This is a genomic window from Bacillus sp. 1735sda2, from assembly GCF_024159245.1.
Lineage (GTDB): Bacteria > Bacillota > Bacilli > Bacillales > Bacillaceae > Bacillus > Bacillus pumilus_O.
Genome location: NZ_JAMYWZ010000001.1, coordinates 1,179,238 through 1,199,498, shown reverse-complemented (window position 1 = coordinate 1,199,498; position 20,261 = coordinate 1,179,238). Strand labels below are relative to the sequence as shown.

Here is a 20,261-nt window from a genome sequence, read left to right as displayed (position 1 = left end):
TCAATTCCCCATTTCTTTTATTTGATTTTCTAAGACATACACTTTATCTTTCAATTCCTTAACTATTGGAATTAATAAGGCATATAAGCGGTCATACATAACGCCTTCGATTTGTCTCTCTCCGTTCTCGTCTGGATCACTCCAGAAAAGATATTCTTTCAATCCCGCTTCGTAAAGATCCTCGGCTATTAAACCTGGTACTCTTTCAAGATAGGGTCTATCACCATCATCTGAACTGTTTGACACAAGTATTTCTGAATACGATTCCGCTGCTTTTTTATCAAACCATGTTTTCGGTTTCAATTTTAAAATATTTTCAACCTTATCATCAGGGTATTCTTCTATACTTATTTTGTACTTTTTCGATGAAACAACACGGCCCAATGTTCCATATTGAGTTATATACACATTCGCTGACCCCGTGTATGACCTATCGTATATATCAGATGACCACACCCGTTTTCCTGAATTATCTCGTCCTAGAGAAAATGATCCGTTATAAGCCCCACCATCCAATGTAATTCCGCCGTTTTTTTCTCCGTGCCCTTTTATCTCAACCGGCCCAGTAAAAGTTGTCAAAGAAATTCCGTTGCCTCCGACTATATTAGTTTTGTTTGGAGATCTTAAATCAACGTATCCTTTGGATCCATACAAACTTATATTTTCTGCTGAAACAGAATAAGATTGGTAATAGGATTCGAGATATGCTTTTCCGTTAATTAATAGACGTGGTTTGCTACTTACAGAGTCAACCATAAAATACAAAACATCTTCGTCATTCTGTGAAAAGACCGCTTGACTACAACTGTTAGTTACACCTGCCCCATTAGGAACTCCCGGATTTGTTTCTAACCTTAATTTGTGCAAGATGTTATCTTTTTTGGAGATTGAGGAAAATTCTATTCCGCCTCTTCTTACCTCAACTGTACTGATCGGCTCTTGTGTTTCATTTTGCCCGATTCTATTTCCATGTTCCTGTGTAATGTAACCAGCTTTAATGGTAAGTTTTTCATATCTTTTTACTGTTAAATCGTAAATAGTCCGTCTGAATTGATAAATTTGATCTGCTTCAATAAAAGATTCGAATGTTGTAGAACTAGAAATCGGTTCAATTCTCGCCCCTTTTATAAGTGAACCCTCTATCGTGATCCCTTTTATCGTACCAGCTGTGATCTTGTCCGCAGATAGATTGGCTATTTTGGCATTTGTAATGGCACCATCTGTGATGTGCACCGTGTCAATTATCGCTGTGCCTAAATGTGCTTTTTGGATTGCGGCATTTTGAATGGCTGCCGTTCCAATTGCAGCATCATTTACGTGCAATGCCGTCACTGATTTTTCGGTAAGCATTACATCATAGGGGCTTGGTGACCATTCTTTTACTTCGTTCCCTGATCGTAACTGGACATTGCGTATATCAAAAGAAACAGATGTTACGTCTAAAGTTTCTATACCTTCTACAGTAGTTGCTGATCTTGTAACACTGCCTATAATGGTATCTTGTGAATTTGGTGTAAAATCGACCCAAGTTAAATTGTTGTTGTATTGCCATTGAGAGCCGTTATATCGCACTACTCTAAAATCATAAGTTTGTACGGTGACACCGCTTGTAAACCTTGAATTATCTGACCCAGTGAACATTAAAAAGGCATTTGTTTCAGTAGAATTTGCCCCTGTACCTTCTAAATTTGTGCTAATTTCGGTGCTTCCCTTTGGAAATTTGTAAATAGTTCCGTCTGGCGTTGTAAAAGAAGCATTTTCACCGAAGATAACTTGAATTTCCCCCGGATTATACAAGCCGGAAAACTGCATGTTTTTCAGGAATTTTATGTCTCTTACTCCCCCGCCACGTTGAATCCCATTTACTGTTAGTGCGGGCATCCTTCCACCAAGTCCAGCTATTAAGATGCAATAGTCAGGATTGGTATTCCCCGTAAATTCAAACGGAATGTCATATCTCATAAATTCTTCTTCTGGAAAACTAGATATATCCGTGTATGGCGATGGAATTAGAACACTTTCCGTAGTAGTAGAAGTTTTATTTCTTCTTGCGTAAATATAATTGAAGTTTTCCATCAAACCTCTTTTTGCTTCAAAAGACAAAACATATTGTTTTCCTTTTTCTAATTTCAGTGCTTTCCTTTTGTTTGTGATGATTCCGACAGCTGTAGAAGTCGAATTTCTCATCACAGTAACGACATTAGATATTTCGTTTTCCTTAAAGAAGAGAAGACCCGCATTTACAGCTGTTAAATCACTTGAGCGCAGAAGAGAACCCGGCAATATATTTGAATTTGCAATGTCCGTGTACAGTTTTTCAGCCGTTACTGACAGCGAAGCCAGTTTATCAGCTGTGACAGCACCAAACATAATATCATCGGTAAGTATTCTCACTGTCTTTGCTTCATATTCTTCTGACCAATCGCTGGCCGTCCCATGTGTGTTTATGGTTCTCAATCGGTAATACCATACTTGATCAGCTTCAACGCCATCTTGATGATGCCACCCGCCTGTTTTGCCTCGGAAAATAAGCTGTGCGGCTGTAGGTGTAAACCCCTTGTTTTGTGATGCGTAAACTTCATACGCAGCTATAAAGGATCTAGGGTCATAATCCCATGTGAGTGAAATCGTCTTGTAAAGACCTTCTACTTTGATATTTGCTGGACGTGGCGGCTTTGTATTCGGAAAACTGCCATCCGTCACGTTGCCCGTTTCCGGCTTTCTTTCCCAAGTGCCCCGATTACTATCAATTATCTTTTGCAACTGCTTTACTCGATCATCGCCCTGTAAGGCTGACAAGAACTGCCCTATCTCAACGACACACGTATTTTCAGGATCGGTGATGTCATATTCCATTGAGATAATGCGCTGTGAAGTTTCGATCGGTATTGCGAAAAAGCGATCAATAGCAATGGTTGTATCTCCAAGGTCAACATGCTCATGCTCATACCCCTCAACTCCTTCAAGAAGCTTTACCGATAGTTCATAATTGACCTCTGTTTTTGAAGCGACAGTAATTAAATGATTGTAAGTTGCTTTCAACAGCTCTTCTTCATCTTCTATATCTTCATCACTGAAAATGCCTTCTCTATGGATTAATGATCCATTTTTCAAGCGTCCGTATTTTTGTAATAGAGCAGGATCTCCTACCCACTCTTGACCCTTCGGCTTGTCTACTGGATCACCATTTGACTTTTTCCACTCAACTTCCGAAAAATCAATGAAACGGGAATAACCACCCGTTTCTTCTCCGTCATCGTCTGTATTCTGCAACGAAGCACCATAACCATACAAAGCAGTTTTCGGATAGCTAATCACAGTACGTCTGATACTTTCTGTGTCTTTATCAATTTCAAACCGTTTTCCGCTGTCTTTTCCTCTTCGTGATAACACCTTGATCGTGCGTTTGGTAATGGTATTCCCGTTAAACTCCACAACGTCTTTGAATTCGCCGCCCCATTTGTTCAAAACATCGCTAAGACATTCGAGAACGTTCATTTTATAGAATGATGTTGAATTCAAGCCCAGTTCGGCTGTTACCTCTACGGTCCAGCGAGTGCGTTCGAACACTTGATCAAGAACATACTGCGCCGTTTTATCTTTTGGCCGCTTCTCTTTAATGATTGTTTCAGCCAATTCCATCATTGCGGCTTCACATGTAACGAGCGTATTAATCTCGGAACCATCATCCGTATCATCAAGCTCTTTTATAACAAACGCCCGCAATTCGCCGTCCTTATCTCGGAACACGACTTGGTTCTCTTCAAACAGATACTTAGCATCGGGATGTGAAGCATCAGCAATAAAAGAAAAAGAAGAACCCAAGTTGAGTTCTTCTTTGTATTTAGCATCCCAAAAATTACATGAGTCCTGTCCGTCACTGGACAGAACAGCCAAAAGTTCATCTTCTGGCGATAAAATGAATATTTCAGCCATGACGGACCCCCTTTCTCATTCTATAGATAGGCTTCATTGAATTTGATACTACTCTTATGGCTAAATCTTAGCTTGACTGGCTTTTGAGCAGGAAAATCAAAAAACTCTGATTGAATTTGCAGGCCATTCATAATTGCTTTACCGTTGTTCATGATTTTTCGTTTAGCAATGTCAATCACAAGCGTGTCACCAGCGATGAAATTATAAACAATTTTAATAGTTTTCTTCACGCTATTATCTGAGTTTAGAAGAGAAACCTCATATGAAGTGGCTGCTGCCGTAAATACACATTCAATCTTTGGTTCGATTGTGGCTAAACTTGGATTCGTAAAAGTCCTCAAGCCGCTCTCGAATTCATAAATCGCCGCTAATCCGTATTTTTTCGGATCGGAACAAAGGAAAGTTAGTGTGGCATGTTGTAAGCCTCCCTTTGTCTCACCCTCTGTCAAACTCTCAAATATGGCGTTATATGTCCTATCTGGTTCATCAAAGAAAACAAGCGGCTTTTCTTCGTCTGTGTGAAGAATATAGTTCAATTCCTCCTGTTTTTTCTTTAATTCCTTTTCAGAGGAAAAGGCAAATAGCACTTCTAGGGTTATCACTCTAACAGGTAATCTAGTACCACGAAGAAAACCGCCTGCGCGGTTCCCTATCGTGTCTATTTTCACCTCTCGACCCACAACACCCCTGCCGCTGGGTGTCTCTTTAAGGTAGAAATATTGTGATATGTCGATACCGTTAAAAGTGATCTTCCATTCGTTGGGGACAAGTTGTTGATAATTAATCATGTGATTCTCGTCCTCCTTGCATTTGCTCGTTTTTGCTCATTCTCGACTGGCTTCGCGACACCCTGAGCAACCTTTTTGCCGTCCATTTCAATAACAATCATTTGCTCAGGCAGTTCAATATTTTGAAGTTCTGCGCTCAACTCGTGTTTAACCGCTCCTATTTTACTGTTTGTAATAGAAGCATCGTATGCGATGTTTAAATCTTCTTGTTTGATGTACATAGCATCCTTTACATCATTCATCGCTTTACTCACAACACCAACGCCTTGCTGAATCCCCACAGCAATACCAGCTGGCACCATGACCCCCACTTGATCACGCATTAAACGTGAAGGCGAATGAATTTTCAGCTTCTTCTTGATCGTTTTTTCAATTGTGGAAGCAATATTGTTGGCTTCCTTCGCAAGCTCGCCTTTCATTCCTTTCATGCCAGATATAATGCCTGACATCGTGTTATATCCAATCGCTTGCCCGCTCTTTTTAAGCGATCCCAGCTGCTTAACATTGACAGTCAATTGTGAAATTTTATTCATGTAATCAACTTTCAATTTGTTCAATTCCGTATTTGCTGCACTTCTCAATTCTGCGATTTTCTTAGTTGTTTCGTTTTTAAGTCCAGCAAGTTCTTTTGTCGCTTGTTCGCTTGCCATATTGTGCTTCTGTTTCCATAGTGAGATATATTTATCTAACTCTGGTTCAGACATAGCAGCAATGGCTTTTATTTGATCAGCTGATCCCACGCCCATTTGTCTTAATTCATCAACGAACTCTTTAGGCGCGTTACTTGATAATTTCGATAGATCAGATTGGAAATTTTTCATTCTATCAATTTGCGCTTGCAGATTATTTAACAGCTTGGAACCACTTACTTTTTCTGTGGTGACACTATCAAACAATCCCATTGCATTGTAAATGGAATCAGTACGATCTTTAAGAGCGTTCTTATACTCTTCATTGGCCTTCTTGATGTTATCGGTCAATTTGTCATTAATGCTCTTAAACTTGGACAAATAACTGTTATTGGCAGATAGAAGACCTTTATTCAGCTTATCAGCCGCTTTTCTCTCATCATCTTTTTTCTTCTGCGCTTCTTTTTGAAGTTTGGTTCTTGTTGCATAAATTTCTTTTTGTACCTTATTACGTTGTGCAGCTGTCAGTTTTTCTTTCTTTTTGATCTTCTCAAGCTGCTTCATATATGTCTGACCACTTATTTTCTTGGTGTCATATTTAACTTCCGCAGCTGCAATCTTTTGAGACACTTTCTTTTGATAAGCAAGCTGTGCTTTTGCCTTTTTGCGCTGCGCCTCAAGAGCTTTTTTCTTTTGCTGTGATTGCGATTTTTTCTGAGCATTATATATTTCCCGCTGAATCTTCGCATTTTGTGTAGATGTTAGCTTGTTTTTCTTCTTGATTGCATTCAACTGTTTGATGAAGGTTTTAGAACTGATTTTCCCTGTATCAAACTTGGTTTCCACAGCTCTTATCTTGTTATCAACGCCTGTTTTTCTTCTCGCATTCGCTTTACGTGCCGCGGCTGCTTGTTTCTTCTTCAATGCTGCCGCTTGCTTTTGGGCTTTTTTCGTTTCAGCTTGTGCCGCTTTTTGCGCCGCCTGCGTTGTCTTTTTGGCAGAAGAAACAACTGTATTTGTTGATTTATCCAAACCAACAGCCATACCAGCACCCAAGTTAAATCCGATCTCATCCCGCATCCAACGTGAAGGAGAATGGATTTTAAATAGTTTGGTAAAAGTGTTTTTGACGTTGCTGACGATGCTTGATGCTTTGTTGTAGAGACTGGATGCCATTCCACCAATACCACGAATAAGCCCAGCTATGATGTTTTTACCAATGCTGAACAGATTTATCCCCTTGAAGAACCGCACAACTCCATTCCAGATGTTACTAATGGTTGTTTTAACAGCTCGCATTGTATTGCCAATAGCGTTTTTCATGTTGTTAAAAATAGATTTAACAGTGTTGAAAATACCGCTAACAAGATTTTTAATAGTGTTTTTAATTCCATTCCAGATGCTAGACATAAAGATCTTTATTCCATTAAAAATTGTAGATGTGACCTTTTTGACATTGTTCCAATTGTTCACAAAATAATTTTTAATGCCGGATAAAACGCTGCTAAAGAATGATTTAATCCCATTCCAAACTTTAGATGCAGTATTTTTTAAAGCGTTCCAAACTGTTGTAACAATCTTCTTGATAGTGTTCCAAGCTGTCGTGAAGATAGTTTTATATATCTTAAATAATGTCGTAAAATACGCTTTTATGCCGTTCCATATGGTCATTGCGGCTTTCTTCAAACCATTCCAAACAGCTTTAACCACTTTAGAAATGGCATTCCAAGCCGTGGTGAAGATTGTTTTGTATATTTTGAACATCGTTGTATAGTATGTTTTCAGGAAATCCCACACAAAAACAGCCGCTTTTTTTATTCCTTCCCATAAACTTTTAAGAAAATCGGAAATAGCTCCCCATGCTTTGATTGTAAAGGCTTTGACTTTATCCCAATTGGCAATGATTAAAGCTACAATCCCAATGACTGCGGCTGTGATCCAACCAATAGGACCCATCGCAACAACCCAAGCTGCGGCCATACGCACTGCATTCGCCATCGCTTGAGCGGCCATAACAGCCATTCGCGCAATAAATAAAGCCATTTGTTTTATTCCATTTTGTAACATGAGAATAAACGAACTGATCTTTGCTGCTGTCCACGCTGCGGCCATTCTCGTTGCTTGTGCTATAGACTGTGTGGCCATGACTGTCATTTGAGTGGTCCATATGATCATTTGTTTAATGCCGTTTTGCAACATCATGATAAATGAATTTATGTTCATGATCGTCCATGCTGTTGCTGTTCTTGTAGCTTGAACAATTGATTGAGCAGCCATAACAGCCATGTTTCTTATCCATAGAGACATTTGAACGATTCCGTTCTTTAAAGCAGTGACAAAGGCGGAAATTTTCATCGCTGTCCAAGAAACTGCCATCTTTGCACTGTTTGCTATAGCTTGAGCCGTCATAACTGCATACTTTGCTATGAATTTCGAAATCCATACGATTCCTAATTTCAACTGACCCACTAAACTAATTAATTTAACCCCAGCTGCTGTTTCTTTAAAGTTTCTTATATACAATGCCGCTGCTTTAAAGTCTTTAAAACCATTAGTTAAAGAACTAACAGCAACCATTGCTGGAACAATCGCTCTAACGACACCGATAAGAGACAGACCAGCTGCGATAAATTGTCCGATTGCTGGATTTGCTTCCATTGCAGCATTAGAAAATTTCAAGAAGCTGTTTACAGTTTCAAGAATCGTTTTTCCTAGTGGTGCCATTCCAACAAGTAGATTTATAATAGTCCGGGAAATTTGACCAAGTGTGCTCCATACTGTCGGGCCTGTTTTTTCAATGTATGCGATGAAATTCTTAAAACCTTCTGTATGTTGAACACTTCCCGCCCACTCTCTGAATCTAGCTGTCATATCAACTAAAGATGTAAGCATATCTGCTGACATTGGACCGAACGCAGCGAATAACCGCCGTAACGCACCTGAAAAGTTTGTGATAACTTTTAAGATTTTTGGGCCGTTTTCACGAGTGTATGCAACGAAGTCTTGGAATCGTTGTGATGAGCTTAGACCTGCCGCCCATTTAGCCCATGAAGCTGTAGCTTTTTCCATGCTTGCGGCCATGTCATTTCCTAATGGACCAAAAGCCACAATAAGGTTCATGACTGTTCTCATAACATTTCCTGCGATATTTCCAAAAGTCACGAAAGCTTTTCCTGCATTGTTATTCATCCATTTGATGAAGTTTTGCATGTCTTTTGCTTTGAAAGCATTATCAAGGTTTTTTGTTAATGTAACCGCTCCATTTGCCACGTTAACAAACATAGGCCTAAGACTATTCAGAACCTTTTTGAACGTTGTGAGCGAGTTCGTGAACGATTTCAAGATAGGCTTTTGTGTAATCTTCGCAATGTCCTGCCAGTTATCTTTAAAGTCTTCTAAAGTAGCAAGGGCTTTCTTCTCTTCTTTACCTAGCGACTCTTGCAATACTTTGATTTTTTCCATGATTTTGGCGCGCTCTTTTGCATTTGTAGCATCATCTAGTTTGGCTTGTAGCTTATCTAGGTCTTGACCAGCTTTGATAACACTACCAATGGACGTAACAGCCAATGCACCAAAAGCAACTGCTCCAGTACCAGCAGTAGAAAAAGCACTGACAAGCCCCATTAATCCACCTGTAGCCGATCCAATCATTGGACCAAGTGCTCCAATTACTCCAACAGCACCAGATAAAGCAGGAGCGATAGCAGGTAGTAAAGCAAGCAATCCGCCACGTAAAGCATTTCCCATGACGTTTGAAATTGAATTTGTGATCTTTGAAAGCCTGTTCATAGCATTCTCGAATTTATCTAAACGCTTTTCAAAACCCTTCCATACTGCCGTTATTTTAACAACAACATTATTAGGAAGGCTCGCCAAAGCCGCTCTTGCAACTGTTACAGCCCTAATCAACGCCACAGAACTTGCATTAATAATTGTTGTAACTCTGTTCGGTATGCTTGCTAATGCAGCACGAGCAGCGGCGACAGATGAATTTAAGTTGCTAGCGTTTCCTGCAATCATTGTCGTCACTCTCTGCGCTATTGAAGAAAGAGCGGTACGAGCAATGGCAACTGCTGAAACAAGCGGGCTGGCATTACCTGCAATGATTGACGTTACCCTTTGAGAAATAGAAGATAATGCCGTACGTGCGACAATTACAGCTCGTCCTAAAGGAGTAGGATTCCCGGCAATGACGGTCGTCACTCTTTGAGCGATTGACCTTAGCCCTGCTTTAGCACGAGCTATTGAACTGGTTAATGGATTATTATCACCCGTAAAATAAGTATTGATCCGTTGAGGAATCTCACGCAATTTTTGACGGGCCATTCTAACAGCCCTAATTAAAGGGTCTGCATCAGCATCTAGGTCAACTCGGTTGCGTTCATGCCGGCGCAAGAAACTGTCCATCTGCTGTTCTGCCTCACGAACACGCCTTTGGAAGTCAGCGATTTCAGCATCTACTTCGACAGTGTGATGATCACGCATGCGCCGCATCATATCATTCACTTTGTCCATTTGCTTTTTGAATTTACGTGTTTGCGCCTCGACAACGGCCGTTAATTTTTCGATCAAACTCTCACCCCTCTTCTTTTGATTTTCTAAGTATGTTCCGTAAACCAATGTTGAGATCGTTCAGCTTTTTGGCATCCACTTGATTTTTGAAACGATTGCTAGTGACATCACGCTCAAGATCAGCTCTAGCTTTTTGTGCATCAAACATTTGTGACGGCTTAACTTTTTTGGCATTATTCGCATACCGATGAAACATTGCGTTTATTGTCATTCGCTCTATTTCATCAATTTCACGCATCTTAGCTGCCTTTAACTTGCGTTTATACTCGTTTGGAGTCCATGACATGATAAGATCGTTGTCATAGACACCCATCCAACGAGCTGCATCTTCTATGACTTGGAGGTAGTCAATCCCGTCCGCTCTTTGCGGGCTTGCTTGAGCATTTCCATGTACTCTTTCGCTTGTTCCTGTTCCTCGATCCGTTTCGCTGCCATTTCTGGTGTCTCGTTCGGTGTCGCTTTCTTCGGTTTCTCCATTTTCTCCATCATGGTCCATTGCTGACGGATCTTGCCTTTGAAAAAACCGGCATTCTCAAGTGTCTGGAATGCTTCGTTAATCAAACGATCAGTAGCATCACCTTTAGTGTCTTCATCAATGATTTTCATGATTGCTTCTTCAATTTGATCTGCTGTTGGTTTACCACTCTTCAAATGAGACAGAGCACAATCCCAAAAAGCTGAAAGCATTAAAGCATCTTCATTGAGTAAACCCATATAAATGTTCATTGTGCCGCCTGCTTTGTCTTCCTCTTTCGTTGTATATTTCTCGTTTGCTGTACGATCAAATGCAAAGTCACATCTTGCTGCATATTCCTTATCTCCAATTGTTAAAGTAGCCATTTATAAAAACCCCCGATTTGTTTTTTGTAATAGAAAAGAGCCTCCAGATAATAGAGGCCCTTCAAGTGTTATTCTCCTGTCTCTGCTGGTGTCGTCTGTGTAACGATTTCACTCATTGGAGACTCGCCAGCTTCATTCACTGCTGACACATTAATGGTCAGTTTCGTATCAGGATTCATCCCTGTTGCGACATAACTTGTGTCAGTGACGTTTTTATCAAGACGCTTGTCTGCACCTCTGTATACGTTATATGAAGTCGCCCCTTCTACCGCATCCCACTTTACTGAAATACTGTCAGACGTGGCGGTAAACGATAGATTTTGGGGCTGCTTAGGGTGTCTCAACTTTCTTATTAAGTTCGCCAAACTGCTTGAAGCTATCAGCACCAGCAGTAGAACGAATTTGAGCAATAAAAGCAGGATCTAGCGCATTTAGCTCACCTTTTTGCGTTTTACCCAATACAGGTAACGTTGTTGAAACCTCAATGAAACCATCCTGTGGCGCACTTTTTTCAAGGTTTTCAATAATGGCATGGCCATATTCTGAATCATGCTTTCCGTTTTTGTTTAGGTTTAAATTTACTTTCCATACTTGGATAGCTTCTTCGTTGTCAAAAGCCGCTTCAATGGCTTTTTGACCCGGATCATCATCCGCAGCGTAGAAAGATAATTCAACTGATTCACTTTTTGTGCCGTATCCAACAATACGACCTGACTTTGTGCTTTCGTCCAGCGTGTCTTGCTCTTTTGTGTGAGAGCCTTCCGTCTGGAAAGCAATAAATAAACCTTCATCCGCTGTTGCATTCATCGGCTGAACAAAATAGATTTCGTCCTTACCATTCAATAGGTTTACCACTAAAATCATCCTCTCAATTGTTGTTTATCGTGTATCTCATTCGCAAGATACCGTGTTTTGTATATCCGTCTATGTCTGTGATGACCTGCATCCCTCTCAACTCAGAACGGCATAAAGAAAAGCCCTCTATTTCTAGGGGCCTTTTGGTCAAAGCTTGCAACATGAGGTCTATGACCTGCTGTGCTTCTTTTTTTCCGTTGTAATCTGACCAGCAGTGTAAAACCACGTTTACAACTTCGCCAGCAGATGTTTTTGTCTCAAATAAGGCCACATCGTCATCACCCATAGAGACATAAGGCTTTTTAGCATCTTTGGAGACCACGTCAAAAACGCCTGTGACACGTTCGTTTAGTTGCCTGTCCATAGATAGCCTTTCAAATATAGCAGCCTGTAACGGCCACAATGATGAGCGCATTTAAGCAGCTCCTTTCTATTGCATTTCCCTTGCGAAGTGCCTCATGCCCTCTTCGACAGCTGGGTTAAAGAATGGTTGCGCCCTCATACCTCTAGTCATCACCCATCGGCCTAGCTTTTGGTCATAGTAAACCCACGGTGTTTGACGGCCGCCGCCTTCCTCTGCATAAATACCGGTTCCATATTCAACATATATCGCATAATCAGCACCAACGGTGATGATGGCTTTCAGTCCTTCGTCTCGATATTCAACCTCAATCGAGTTTTTCAGGTTTCCGCCATCAATCATTGCTGTTGGTGCGTTAATGACAGCATGACTGTAAATCAGTTCCGCTGTCTCTGTGACAATCTGTTTTGCTCGATCTATGACTTTGCGCTCAAATTTCTCAACCGTTTTCGCCATTTGCTTTGCCCATTTGCCGCTTACCTCAGCCATTGAGCACCTCTGAAACTTGGCATTTGAGACACATGATTTCATTCTCCCCGCCTTGGTCGATAGGATCTGACTTCAATGTGAGTATTTTATTTTTGTGTTTAATTCGCATGGTCTTTCCAATGTCTTCCCTATATTCAAAATACACATTGTGGTCAACTGGATATTGTAGCTGTTGGGCTTGGTAAAATTCTCTTGATGAAACACTCGTGACCCGAGCGGGTATTGTCAGATAGTCCACATACTTTTCTGTGAATCCACCGCCACCGTCAGGCACTTTTTCAAGCTTTTGAAACGTGATTTCATGTGGGAACTCTTCAAATACATAACTCACCAATAAGCCCTCCTATACGGGTACAGGTACTTAGTGACTGTTTCAGGAAAATCAGTGTCATAAGAGTACGACACATCACCCATGCTTCGACTTGCCAAACCTGCTGGTTTCATGTTGAACTCAACAGCTTTCGCAACAAATATCTTTACACCTGCTGGCAGGTCATCTGCAACAAACTTGTTCTTACAAAAGTCAGAAGCCCATTCAACAAAAATAGGAACAACCCCAGACAAGTAATCATCGTGCTTATCTGTGGTCATTTCTATCATTCTTTTAATCTGTTGGATGTCCATTGGATCACCCTTTCAATTTTTCAAGCAGTGTTTCACGCTTCATGTTGTAATAACCAGCAATACCTTTATCTTTCGCTTCCTGCTTTAGCTGCTCAACAGTCATTTCTTCAAAAGAAAGTTCCTCTTGAGCGGCACTCTTTTCCATGTCAGCGCGCCTTTTCAATTCTTGTTCCAAGAGCCAAAAGGTTGTTGCTCCCATTTACTCAGTGCCTCCTTCTGCTTCTGTTTTAGTTGCGATTTCTGACATTGCAGATTCGCCGCTCTCATTAACAGAAGTGACATTGATTGTTAACTTAGTATCAGGCGTTAGACCGTCCGTGCTGTATTCAGGCTTGGTTACATTCTTATCAAGACGTTTGTCTGCTCCCCGATAAACATTGTATGAATCCGCCCCAGCTACGGCATCCCAATTGACAGTCACAGATTTACTTGTGCTTGTAAACCGTAGGTTTTGGGGCGCATTAGGGCGTAGGAATAGGCTCTTCCACTGGAAGTGAATCATCAACAATAATAGATTTTTGAAGGTATGTTCCGAAACCTACATCAGCTCTGTTGTTAGGAATGAACTCAATCAAGTTTTGTTTCTGTAAATTTGTATGCGTTACAGAATGCATTGCAATTGAAGTGAACTTCCCTTTAGCATCCCCAAGTAATTGAGCTGCATCAAGAATCACTTCTCCGCTTAATTTAGACTTAGCTGCTGCATCTGGCCCTTCATTGGAAATGATCTTCACAATTCGGACTTTCTTTTTGTCGTAAACACGTTCATAGTTCTTTGCACTCGCCAATTCTTTGAATGTAGGCATTTCTTTAGCAACATCAGTTTCTGTCCATTTGAAACCACGTGGATGCATAATAAATTTCTTACGATTGATCAGAATGTCCTCACCTTTTAATGAATTTCGATCTGTTTCCGTTGGTGTTTTAGGCATTCCCGGAGCATAACCAACAGCACCGCCAGCAAATAGGTAAGTTGTGTACTTTTTCCCGTCGCCGCTCGAAATATCTAATACTAGATCACCATCGTTATTAGTGATGTTGCTACCAAAGACACCATCCAACATAAGGAAGATCATTCTTTGAAACTGTCTATCCCAATAGTAGTTCACACGATCCCCAATTGCTCTCATTGGATCTGATCCTGCAAGCTCTCCCGCTAAATCTTCTGCACTCCAAGCTTTTCCATACTCAAATACCCGAGCAACGTCTTTACCTGATTTGATTTTCTCTGGAGTTAAAGCAAAATCTGATTGAATAGCTTCTGGATCTCCTTCAAGATCATTCCAGAAAGGCATATTCACTGTATCTCCGCCATTCGGAACAATTAGGCCCGGTACAGGCTGAATAATTCCACTTCGATATACTGCTGTTTGTTCAACAGTGTTGTTCATTGTGTACTGGTTAAAAATTTCCGGGATGATAACATCCTGAACTCTAGTTACTGCCATTTAAATTCTCCTTTATAATCCATAGATTGCAGGATTTCCGCCTGCTTGGATGATTAATTTTTTAGCTTGCTCTGGATCACTGCTTAAAATTTGACCCTGCTCAGTCAGGTTTAAATGTTCCTTACTAAATGGATTTTTCGCAGTTGGCAAATTAGCCGCTGAATTTCCTGTTCCATGTGGCTGTCTTCCAGCTAACCCCGGAGAACTGTCATTCTCAGCTTCAAATAGATAGCTGTCGCTCTTTTTAAGAGCGGACAACTGCTCATCAAGACCAATGACCTTATCGCCAGTCAATTTAAGTTCTTCAACGTTTAAATTAGCTTTCACAGACTTAATGTTCCGCGCCTTTGCATCACGCAAAGCACTTTCGAGAGCAAATTCAAAGGCTTGTTTCTCCAAATTTTGCTGGTATTCCTCAGACGCTTTTTTATTTTTTTCTTGCAGTTGCTCAATTTCTTTTTGAAGCTCTTCATTTCCTTTGGCTTGCTTTTGCAGTGTGCTTAACTGCTGATCCCGCTCATCAAGCTGGCTTTTCAATTCCTTCTTCTCGTTATTGACCGCATCGAATCGGTCTTTAGGAAACCATTGACCGTTGCTTACAATATCAATCTTTTGATCTCCAGCTTTTCCTACTACTTGAACATACAGATCATCACCGAGTAATTCTTTTAAACTCATTTCAACCTCTCCTTTGATGTTTTTTTGCGTGTCCACCTCACGCACAGGATTTACGCTTAGTTTGGCTCCAAGCCTTTAGAATGAGCAAAAGAGCCTTTTTATGTCATGCTCAGGACAGTTCATTATTTGTTCTCTATTGTTTTGTACCACTCTTCATAGGTTTGGTATGGAATGACTTCACCCGCTCCAGAACCACCTTTTCTCGTTCTTCTCGTGTCCGGCATTTTTCCATTTACTTTGAAAGAGACTGTGCAGCGGCAGTTTATATCATCTTTGGCGTTATTCATGTGACCGGGAGCGGGACCGACACCGCCATAAATAGAAACGAACAAACCATTTTTAGCGGTCTTCCCATCTAGCTTTCTATGACCTGCCCGCGTTTTTAGATCAAGGGTAGAATTCCACACCTTTTCTAAACCCGCATGCTTAGAAGCCTGTTCAGCGCTTTTCATCCTCGCCGAGACTTGTACCCTATGAACTTCCGTTCTCGCTACGTCACGGGCTTTTTTTCTCGCAAATTCTGTGCTTCTCTCAATTCGCTTGGCTATTTTGCTATAATCCTCACCAGCTTGAATGCCTTGAGCAATAGATATTTGAATCTGCCGGACATAATCATCACGGTGACGCTTATATAAAGCTGAAAGAGTCAATTCAGCTATCGGGTTTAATATTGCCTGCTGAATCATCGCAGTTGTTGGCAACGTATAACCCATTTTCACGGCCGCTTCTATCTCGTAGAGATAAGCAGACCGCATATAGTTCTCAAGAAACTGTTTAGCAGCCAACGCCTCTACAATGATAAGAACCGTTTTAAATGCTTTGCTGGATTCCTCTGTCATCCGCTCCATTTCTTTTTTGAAGCGGTTGTATTTGTTGAGATCAGCCATAGATAGAGAACCATCAATGCTATATTTCGCATAAAGGGCCGCAATTTGTTGATTGATTTCTTTCAATCTCTTAGCAAAGACAGCATCAATTTTCTTGGCATCCTCTGTGATCATGTCGTCGAGCAGTTTATCAATCTCGTTTTGGTTCATTTTCATCACCGCCCGCTTCTGGTTCAATCTCAGTTAACGGCGGCATGCTGTTTCTGTATTCGGCTTCCTCTGCCTCGATACGCTTTAATTCCGCTTCCACGTCATCTACCCACGGATGATTCGCAAGGCGTGTTTCACGGCTTAAATCTGTGCTCTGATTCGACATTTGAACCTGCTCAAGCTCGTTTGTCATTCGAGAGCGGTTAAATGTCATCTGTAAAAGCGTGGGATCGTATTCGCCTTGACCTGTCATTTTTAGATATTCAGTGAAGAACCAAAAAAAGGCGCTTAAAGCTGGTCGGAACTTCCGCTCTGCTTCATTCGCCTTTAGATCAAGCAATGAATATAGATTTTTAATTGCAACGTTGGTCGGTGAATTTCCCACTTTGTCAGGATTGTTGTTTACACCCTGTCCGAAGCGGTATATATTCTCTTCTAATCGGTCCAGATGTGAATTTGCGCTATCCATTGGAATTTCAGCACTCTTCATTTCTAAACCGCCTTCACCAGACACTTCCACAGCTTTATAGTGACGTAGATTCGTAGTAAATTCGCTCAAGTCTTGACCTGCAAAGTTTTTCAAGACATAGATCAAGTCTTGCATTTCATCAAACGTGTTTGCGTTATTTGAAATGTTGTCATTATATTGATCAATCAAGTCTTTATAGAAGATAAGGTCACTGACACCCTCTTCGTTGTTCTTAAACTCGATCATTGGTACCTTACCCCAGCCATACCCTTTCCCTTGTTTGTCGTAGAAATGGCTTTCAGGATTCTTCTCATATTCAAAGTCTAATTCTAAAGATCCGTTACGCTCTACATAGTAGAAAATCTGTTCATCTGTGTACAACTCAACCTTCCGAGTAAGTTCATCATCTATGTTTTTAATGTCATAATAACGGATAGCATAAAGTAGGCTGCGTTTTTTTGTTGAATCATAAACCGGTATAACTTCCTCTGCTGGAATGCGAAGATAATCAAAATTACCTTCTTCATCAACAAATGGATGAAGCCATTCTTTACCCTTGTTACTAGCATTCTTGAGCAGTTCTTGCATGCAGTCGTCAAAATCTTCGTCTATAAAGTCGTTCACAACTTCAAGAAACTTTTCTTCTTCCGCATTGAAGGTGATCGGTTTTCCTAAAAGGTATTGGACCTTCTGTTGTACCAGCAGCTTATGCCAGTTGTGAGAGATTCGATTGTTTGGTTTCTCCGTATCAACCTTTTTTGTGCCGTGCTCATAGAAATAGCGGTTACGCTTCTTAATGTCTGCTTGGTTAAGATAATAAGCGACACCTTCGAGCATCTGATCCCGCTCTACAGCATGTTTATCAATCATCTTTTGTAGAATGGTTGTATCAGGTAGCTTGTCGGATGTTTCTGCGCTGTCTTCGATGACTTTTATCAACTCTTCTGTGTGTGTTGGCGATGTTGGGTACATGGTCATTCCTCCTCTCTATACCATTGTTCAAACATGTAATCCATTAGCGTATGTGTCATATTCAACGCTTCTTGATAAGTGGCACCTCGATAAAACAAAACGTACTGATCTTTTTCAACCTCAGAAACAGCAATCATTTTGTTTATCTTTCCGCTTTTTGCATCAGTAAGCATTTTTTCTAATGATTCCACTATGTTTTTCTGATCTTCATTAAGCTGGACACGATTATTTTTACGCCAATCATTCGGTTTTTCAGTTTCAAAGCTGATCTTTTTCATGTTAATACCCTCACCCCCGATTGTTTCATATCACGCTCAAATGCGTATCTAGTCGCATCAATAGAGTGATTGTCTTTATCCTCAAGGCGTGGTTTAGGGTTGCCGTCTTTCTCCGTTTGATAATCAATGTTCTCAAATTCACGGGCTAGATTTGGAGTTCTCATTGGATCAATGACTATTTCATCTAAATCACCAAGCCATTCTTCACCATATTGAACCGAGTCAGGGCCTTTCTTTGCTCCTGAAACCCGCCTAATGCCGTGTTCCTTTTTCAGCTCGTCAATGCTTTTGGGTTCAGCACTATCGGCTGTGATCTCGTTGCTTTCATAGCCTTTTGATTTAATCCACTTCGCCAGCTCTCTATTTGAAACCTTGTGATCATATAATTCAGCAAGTGCATATATTTTGCTTCGTTTCTTATCATAGTGCCATCTGACGAAAGCGAGCGGATCTGGACCATAACCAAAGTCAACTCCTTGACGTATATTGTCAAAGGAGCGGACCATCTCATCAGTTATGCTGCCTTTATTGATATGAAGGTTATCGAATGGAACAACGCCAGTTCCGATTGCTTCCCCAAGATATTCCCATCTATACTTCTTTTCATTTTTGGCTTTAGTTGTCTCAGCCTCATTGATAAACGCTTTTGATAGATGAGGGTTGTCTAGGTACGTTGAATGATGAATATACGTGTTCTCAGCAGGGAATGACGTTTCATACTTCTTGTTAACCCAATTTTGCTTACGCTTTGGCGGGTTATAAGTGTAATAGAACGTATAATCAAACTTCCCTGCCCGTTTACGTGGGTTGTCCGGCTTTATTTTTTGTGTTAGTTCTTCACGTAAAACCGAATTCATGATGGTGCTTACTTCCTCGTCGGATTTGAATTCTGCAAGCTCTTCTATCCACATGACACCGATTGGAAAATCAGCGTCTTTGATTGATTTGAGCTTGTCAGGATCGTCAGCACCAGCAAAGTAAATCTTGTTCCCTCTTGGCTTGTATGTGATTTCTAACCTAGAAGGAACAAACTTGAATAGATGAGAGACACCCAGTGTTACCGTTGCTTGCTTTATCTGTGCGAAAACTGATTTAACAAGCGTATTCTGGACTTTACGCAGAACGAGAGCGGAAACAGGGTATTCGATGATGTCCGTTACTACACCAAGTCCCGCTGAAAACGATTTACCAGAGGCACGGCCACCCTTCATAACATAATGAAGATGCTCTTTTGCTCTTCTGTATCTCCAAAACTCACGAAATGCCGGTGCCAGCACTTCCGATACTTTAATCATCGTCATCACCTATATCATCAACAATGTAAACTGGAGCAACGTCACCTAATTCCATTTTCTCGACTTCGGCTTTTGTTTTATCAATGTTCAAGCGCATCTGCTCCAGTTTAAGCCGTCTTTCATCTGTCTCATGGGCTATGTTGTCAAACTGCTTTATCAAGCTTCTCAGCTCGCCCATAGCTCGTGATTGAGCGTTTAGGAATGTAGCATGACGATCCCAAGCGAATTGAAACTCGTATTCCTCTTCTTCGGTTTCTTTTTCTTCAAGGTCACCCTCATGAAAAACATACCGTGCTTTTTTCAGCTCTTTGATCATTTCGTCTTTGCTTTCAACGAACATGATCTTTTGTGCCCGCACAATGGCGGTAAATTGAATCTGTATTTGTTCCCAAAGTAAATCAACGGGTGAAAACTCCTGAATGTCCTGCATGATCTCAAACGCTTCTGCTGGCATGTGCTTTGAATAAAATCCATGCGTCTTTGCGTTTTGGTTTCGTATTGGTGCTGCTCCCCCGCTATTACCTAACGCATTAACGTTACCGGGTTGACCACCCTTTTTTGTGTGCACACTTTTTCTTTTGGGTGCACCCTTTTTCCTTTCCCAACCATGCCGCTTTTTCCATGATTTTATGGTGTTGATCGACACCCCGTATTTCTCGGCAAGGTCCTTGTATTTCATACCTTTGACGTAATCTTTCTCCGCCTGAATGTGCTTCGATTCCATTTACATTCACCTGCCGCCTCCTTCTGATTCGTGTTTGTTTCGGGATCTTTATTTTTTAACTTGGTGCTTGATGAGGTTGTTGTACTCTTCAAACCACTCAAGAGGAATTTCTGACCTTGCTGATATTCTTCGTTCAATAGCTGCTGCTATATCTTCTGTTCTACGTTCATCATGTAGCCACTTAGGAATAACACCTAAAGGCGGTTCCGTTGTCATGTCATTCACTCCTTTAATTTATTCGCTCTAAACTGCCGCCGCACTCTACC

At 40.9% G+C, this 20,261-nt stretch carries 21 protein-coding genes; all 21 read right to left on the bottom strand.

Translation table 11 applies throughout. The features are described from left to right. On the bottom strand, positions 1-3,936 hold the full coding sequence (locus NKR21_RS06110) for a phage tail protein (protein ID WP_253602491.1): 3,936 nt from the start codon (positions 3,934-3,936) through the stop codon (positions 1-3). 20 nt (positions 3,937-3,956) lie between these two features. After that, a complete protein-coding gene (locus tag NKR21_RS06105) occupies positions 3,957-4,724 on the bottom strand; it encodes a distal tail protein Dit (RefSeq protein ID WP_144498775.1) in 768 nt (255 codons plus the stop codon). Then, positions 4,721-9,925 (bottom strand): phage tail protein, encoded by a 5,205-nt coding sequence (locus NKR21_RS06100; RefSeq protein ID WP_144498773.1) that lies wholly within the window; start codon positions 9,923-9,925, stop codon positions 4,721-4,723. The genes NKR21_RS06105 and NKR21_RS06100 overlap by 4 nt, the downstream gene beginning before the upstream one ends. Before the next feature lie 4 nt (positions 9,926-9,929). After that, positions 9,930-10,238: a hypothetical protein gene (locus tag NKR21_RS06095; protein ID WP_095357071.1), complete on the bottom strand. Its 309-nt coding sequence runs from the start codon at positions 10,236-10,238 to the stop codon at positions 9,930-9,932. A 17-nt stretch (positions 10,239-10,255) separates the two neighbouring features. After that, a complete protein-coding gene (locus tag NKR21_RS06090) occupies positions 10,256-10,765 on the bottom strand; it encodes a tail assembly chaperone (protein WP_138825229.1) in 510 nt (169 codons plus the stop codon). 68 nt (positions 10,766-10,833) lie between these two features. Continuing rightward, positions 10,834-11,109 carry a fibronectin type III domain-containing protein gene (locus NKR21_RS06085; protein WP_483298364.1) on the bottom strand — a complete coding sequence of 92 codons (276 nt, stop codon included), beginning with the start codon at positions 11,107-11,109 and terminating at the stop codon, positions 10,834-10,836. Continuing rightward, positions 11,096-11,620, bottom strand: a complete 525-nt coding sequence (locus tag NKR21_RS06080) for a phage major tail protein, TP901-1 family (RefSeq protein ID WP_253602490.1) — start codon at positions 11,618-11,620, stop codon at positions 11,096-11,098. The genes NKR21_RS06085 and NKR21_RS06080 overlap by 14 nt, the downstream gene beginning before the upstream one ends. A gap of 13 nt (positions 11,621-11,633) precedes the next feature. Continuing rightward, the gene (locus NKR21_RS06075; RefSeq protein WP_253602489.1) at positions 11,634-12,035 is read right to left on the bottom strand and encodes a DUF3168 domain-containing protein; all 402 of its coding nucleotides are present in this window, start codon (positions 12,033-12,035) and stop codon (positions 11,634-11,636) included. A 15-nt stretch (positions 12,036-12,050) separates the two neighbouring features. Continuing rightward, complete coding sequence (locus NKR21_RS06070; protein WP_098676722.1) at positions 12,051-12,470, bottom strand: HK97-gp10 family putative phage morphogenesis protein; 420 nt, start codon at positions 12,468-12,470, stop codon at positions 12,051-12,053. Beyond that, a complete protein-coding gene (locus tag NKR21_RS06065) occupies positions 12,463-12,804 on the bottom strand; it encodes a phage head closure protein (protein ID WP_144498763.1) in 342 nt (113 codons plus the stop codon). The genes NKR21_RS06070 and NKR21_RS06065 overlap by 8 nt, the downstream gene beginning before the upstream one ends. Further along, complete coding sequence (locus NKR21_RS06060) at positions 12,798-13,094, bottom strand: phage head-tail connector protein (protein ID WP_144498761.1); 297 nt, start codon at positions 13,092-13,094, stop codon at positions 12,798-12,800. The genes NKR21_RS06065 and NKR21_RS06060 overlap by 7 nt, the downstream gene beginning before the upstream one ends. A 4-nt stretch (positions 13,095-13,098) precedes the next feature. Then, a complete protein-coding gene (locus NKR21_RS06055) occupies positions 13,099-13,293 on the bottom strand; it encodes a hypothetical protein (RefSeq protein ID WP_144498759.1) in 195 nt (64 codons plus the stop codon). After that, a complete protein-coding gene (locus tag NKR21_RS06050) occupies positions 13,294-13,596 on the bottom strand; it encodes a fibronectin type III domain-containing protein (RefSeq protein WP_144498851.1) in 303 nt (100 codons plus the stop codon). Then, complete coding sequence (locus tag NKR21_RS06045; RefSeq protein WP_144498757.1) at positions 13,556-14,542, bottom strand: coat protein; 987 nt, start codon at positions 14,540-14,542, stop codon at positions 13,556-13,558. The genes NKR21_RS06050 and NKR21_RS06045 overlap by 41 nt, the downstream gene beginning before the upstream one ends. Positions 14,543-14,554: 12 nt before the next feature. Next, on the bottom strand, positions 14,555-15,220 hold the full coding sequence (locus NKR21_RS06040) for a phage scaffolding protein (protein WP_253602488.1): 666 nt from the start codon (positions 15,218-15,220) through the stop codon (positions 14,555-14,557). Positions 15,221-15,342: 122 nt separating this feature from the next. Then, positions 15,343-16,257, bottom strand: a complete 915-nt coding sequence (locus NKR21_RS06035; RefSeq protein ID WP_253602487.1) for a phage minor head protein — start codon at positions 16,255-16,257, stop codon at positions 15,343-15,345. Further along, positions 16,238-17,698 (bottom strand): phage portal protein, encoded by a 1,461-nt coding sequence (locus NKR21_RS06030; protein ID WP_144498751.1) that lies wholly within the window; start codon positions 17,696-17,698, stop codon positions 16,238-16,240. Before NKR21_RS06030 ends, NKR21_RS06035 begins: the two co-directional genes overlap by 20 nt. Positions 17,699-17,700: 2 nt before the next feature. Next, positions 17,701-17,976, bottom strand: a complete 276-nt coding sequence (locus tag NKR21_RS06025) for a hypothetical protein (protein WP_144498749.1) — start codon at positions 17,974-17,976, stop codon at positions 17,701-17,703. Next, on the bottom strand, positions 17,973-19,277 hold the full coding sequence (locus NKR21_RS06020; RefSeq protein WP_144498747.1) for a PBSX family phage terminase large subunit: 1,305 nt from the start codon (positions 19,275-19,277) through the stop codon (positions 17,973-17,975). Before NKR21_RS06020 ends, NKR21_RS06025 begins: the two co-directional genes overlap by 4 nt. Further along, a complete protein-coding gene (gene terS / locus NKR21_RS06015) occupies positions 19,264-19,995 on the bottom strand; it encodes a phage terminase small subunit (RefSeq protein ID WP_253602486.1) in 732 nt (243 codons plus the stop codon). The genes NKR21_RS06020 and terS overlap by 14 nt, the downstream gene beginning before the upstream one ends. Positions 19,996-20,043: 48 nt before the next feature. Beyond that, entirely contained in the window at positions 20,044-20,211 is a 168-nt protein-coding gene (locus NKR21_RS06010; RefSeq protein ID WP_165378732.1) for a hypothetical protein, read from the bottom strand. Between the last annotated feature and the right edge of the window lie 50 nt (positions 20,212-20,261).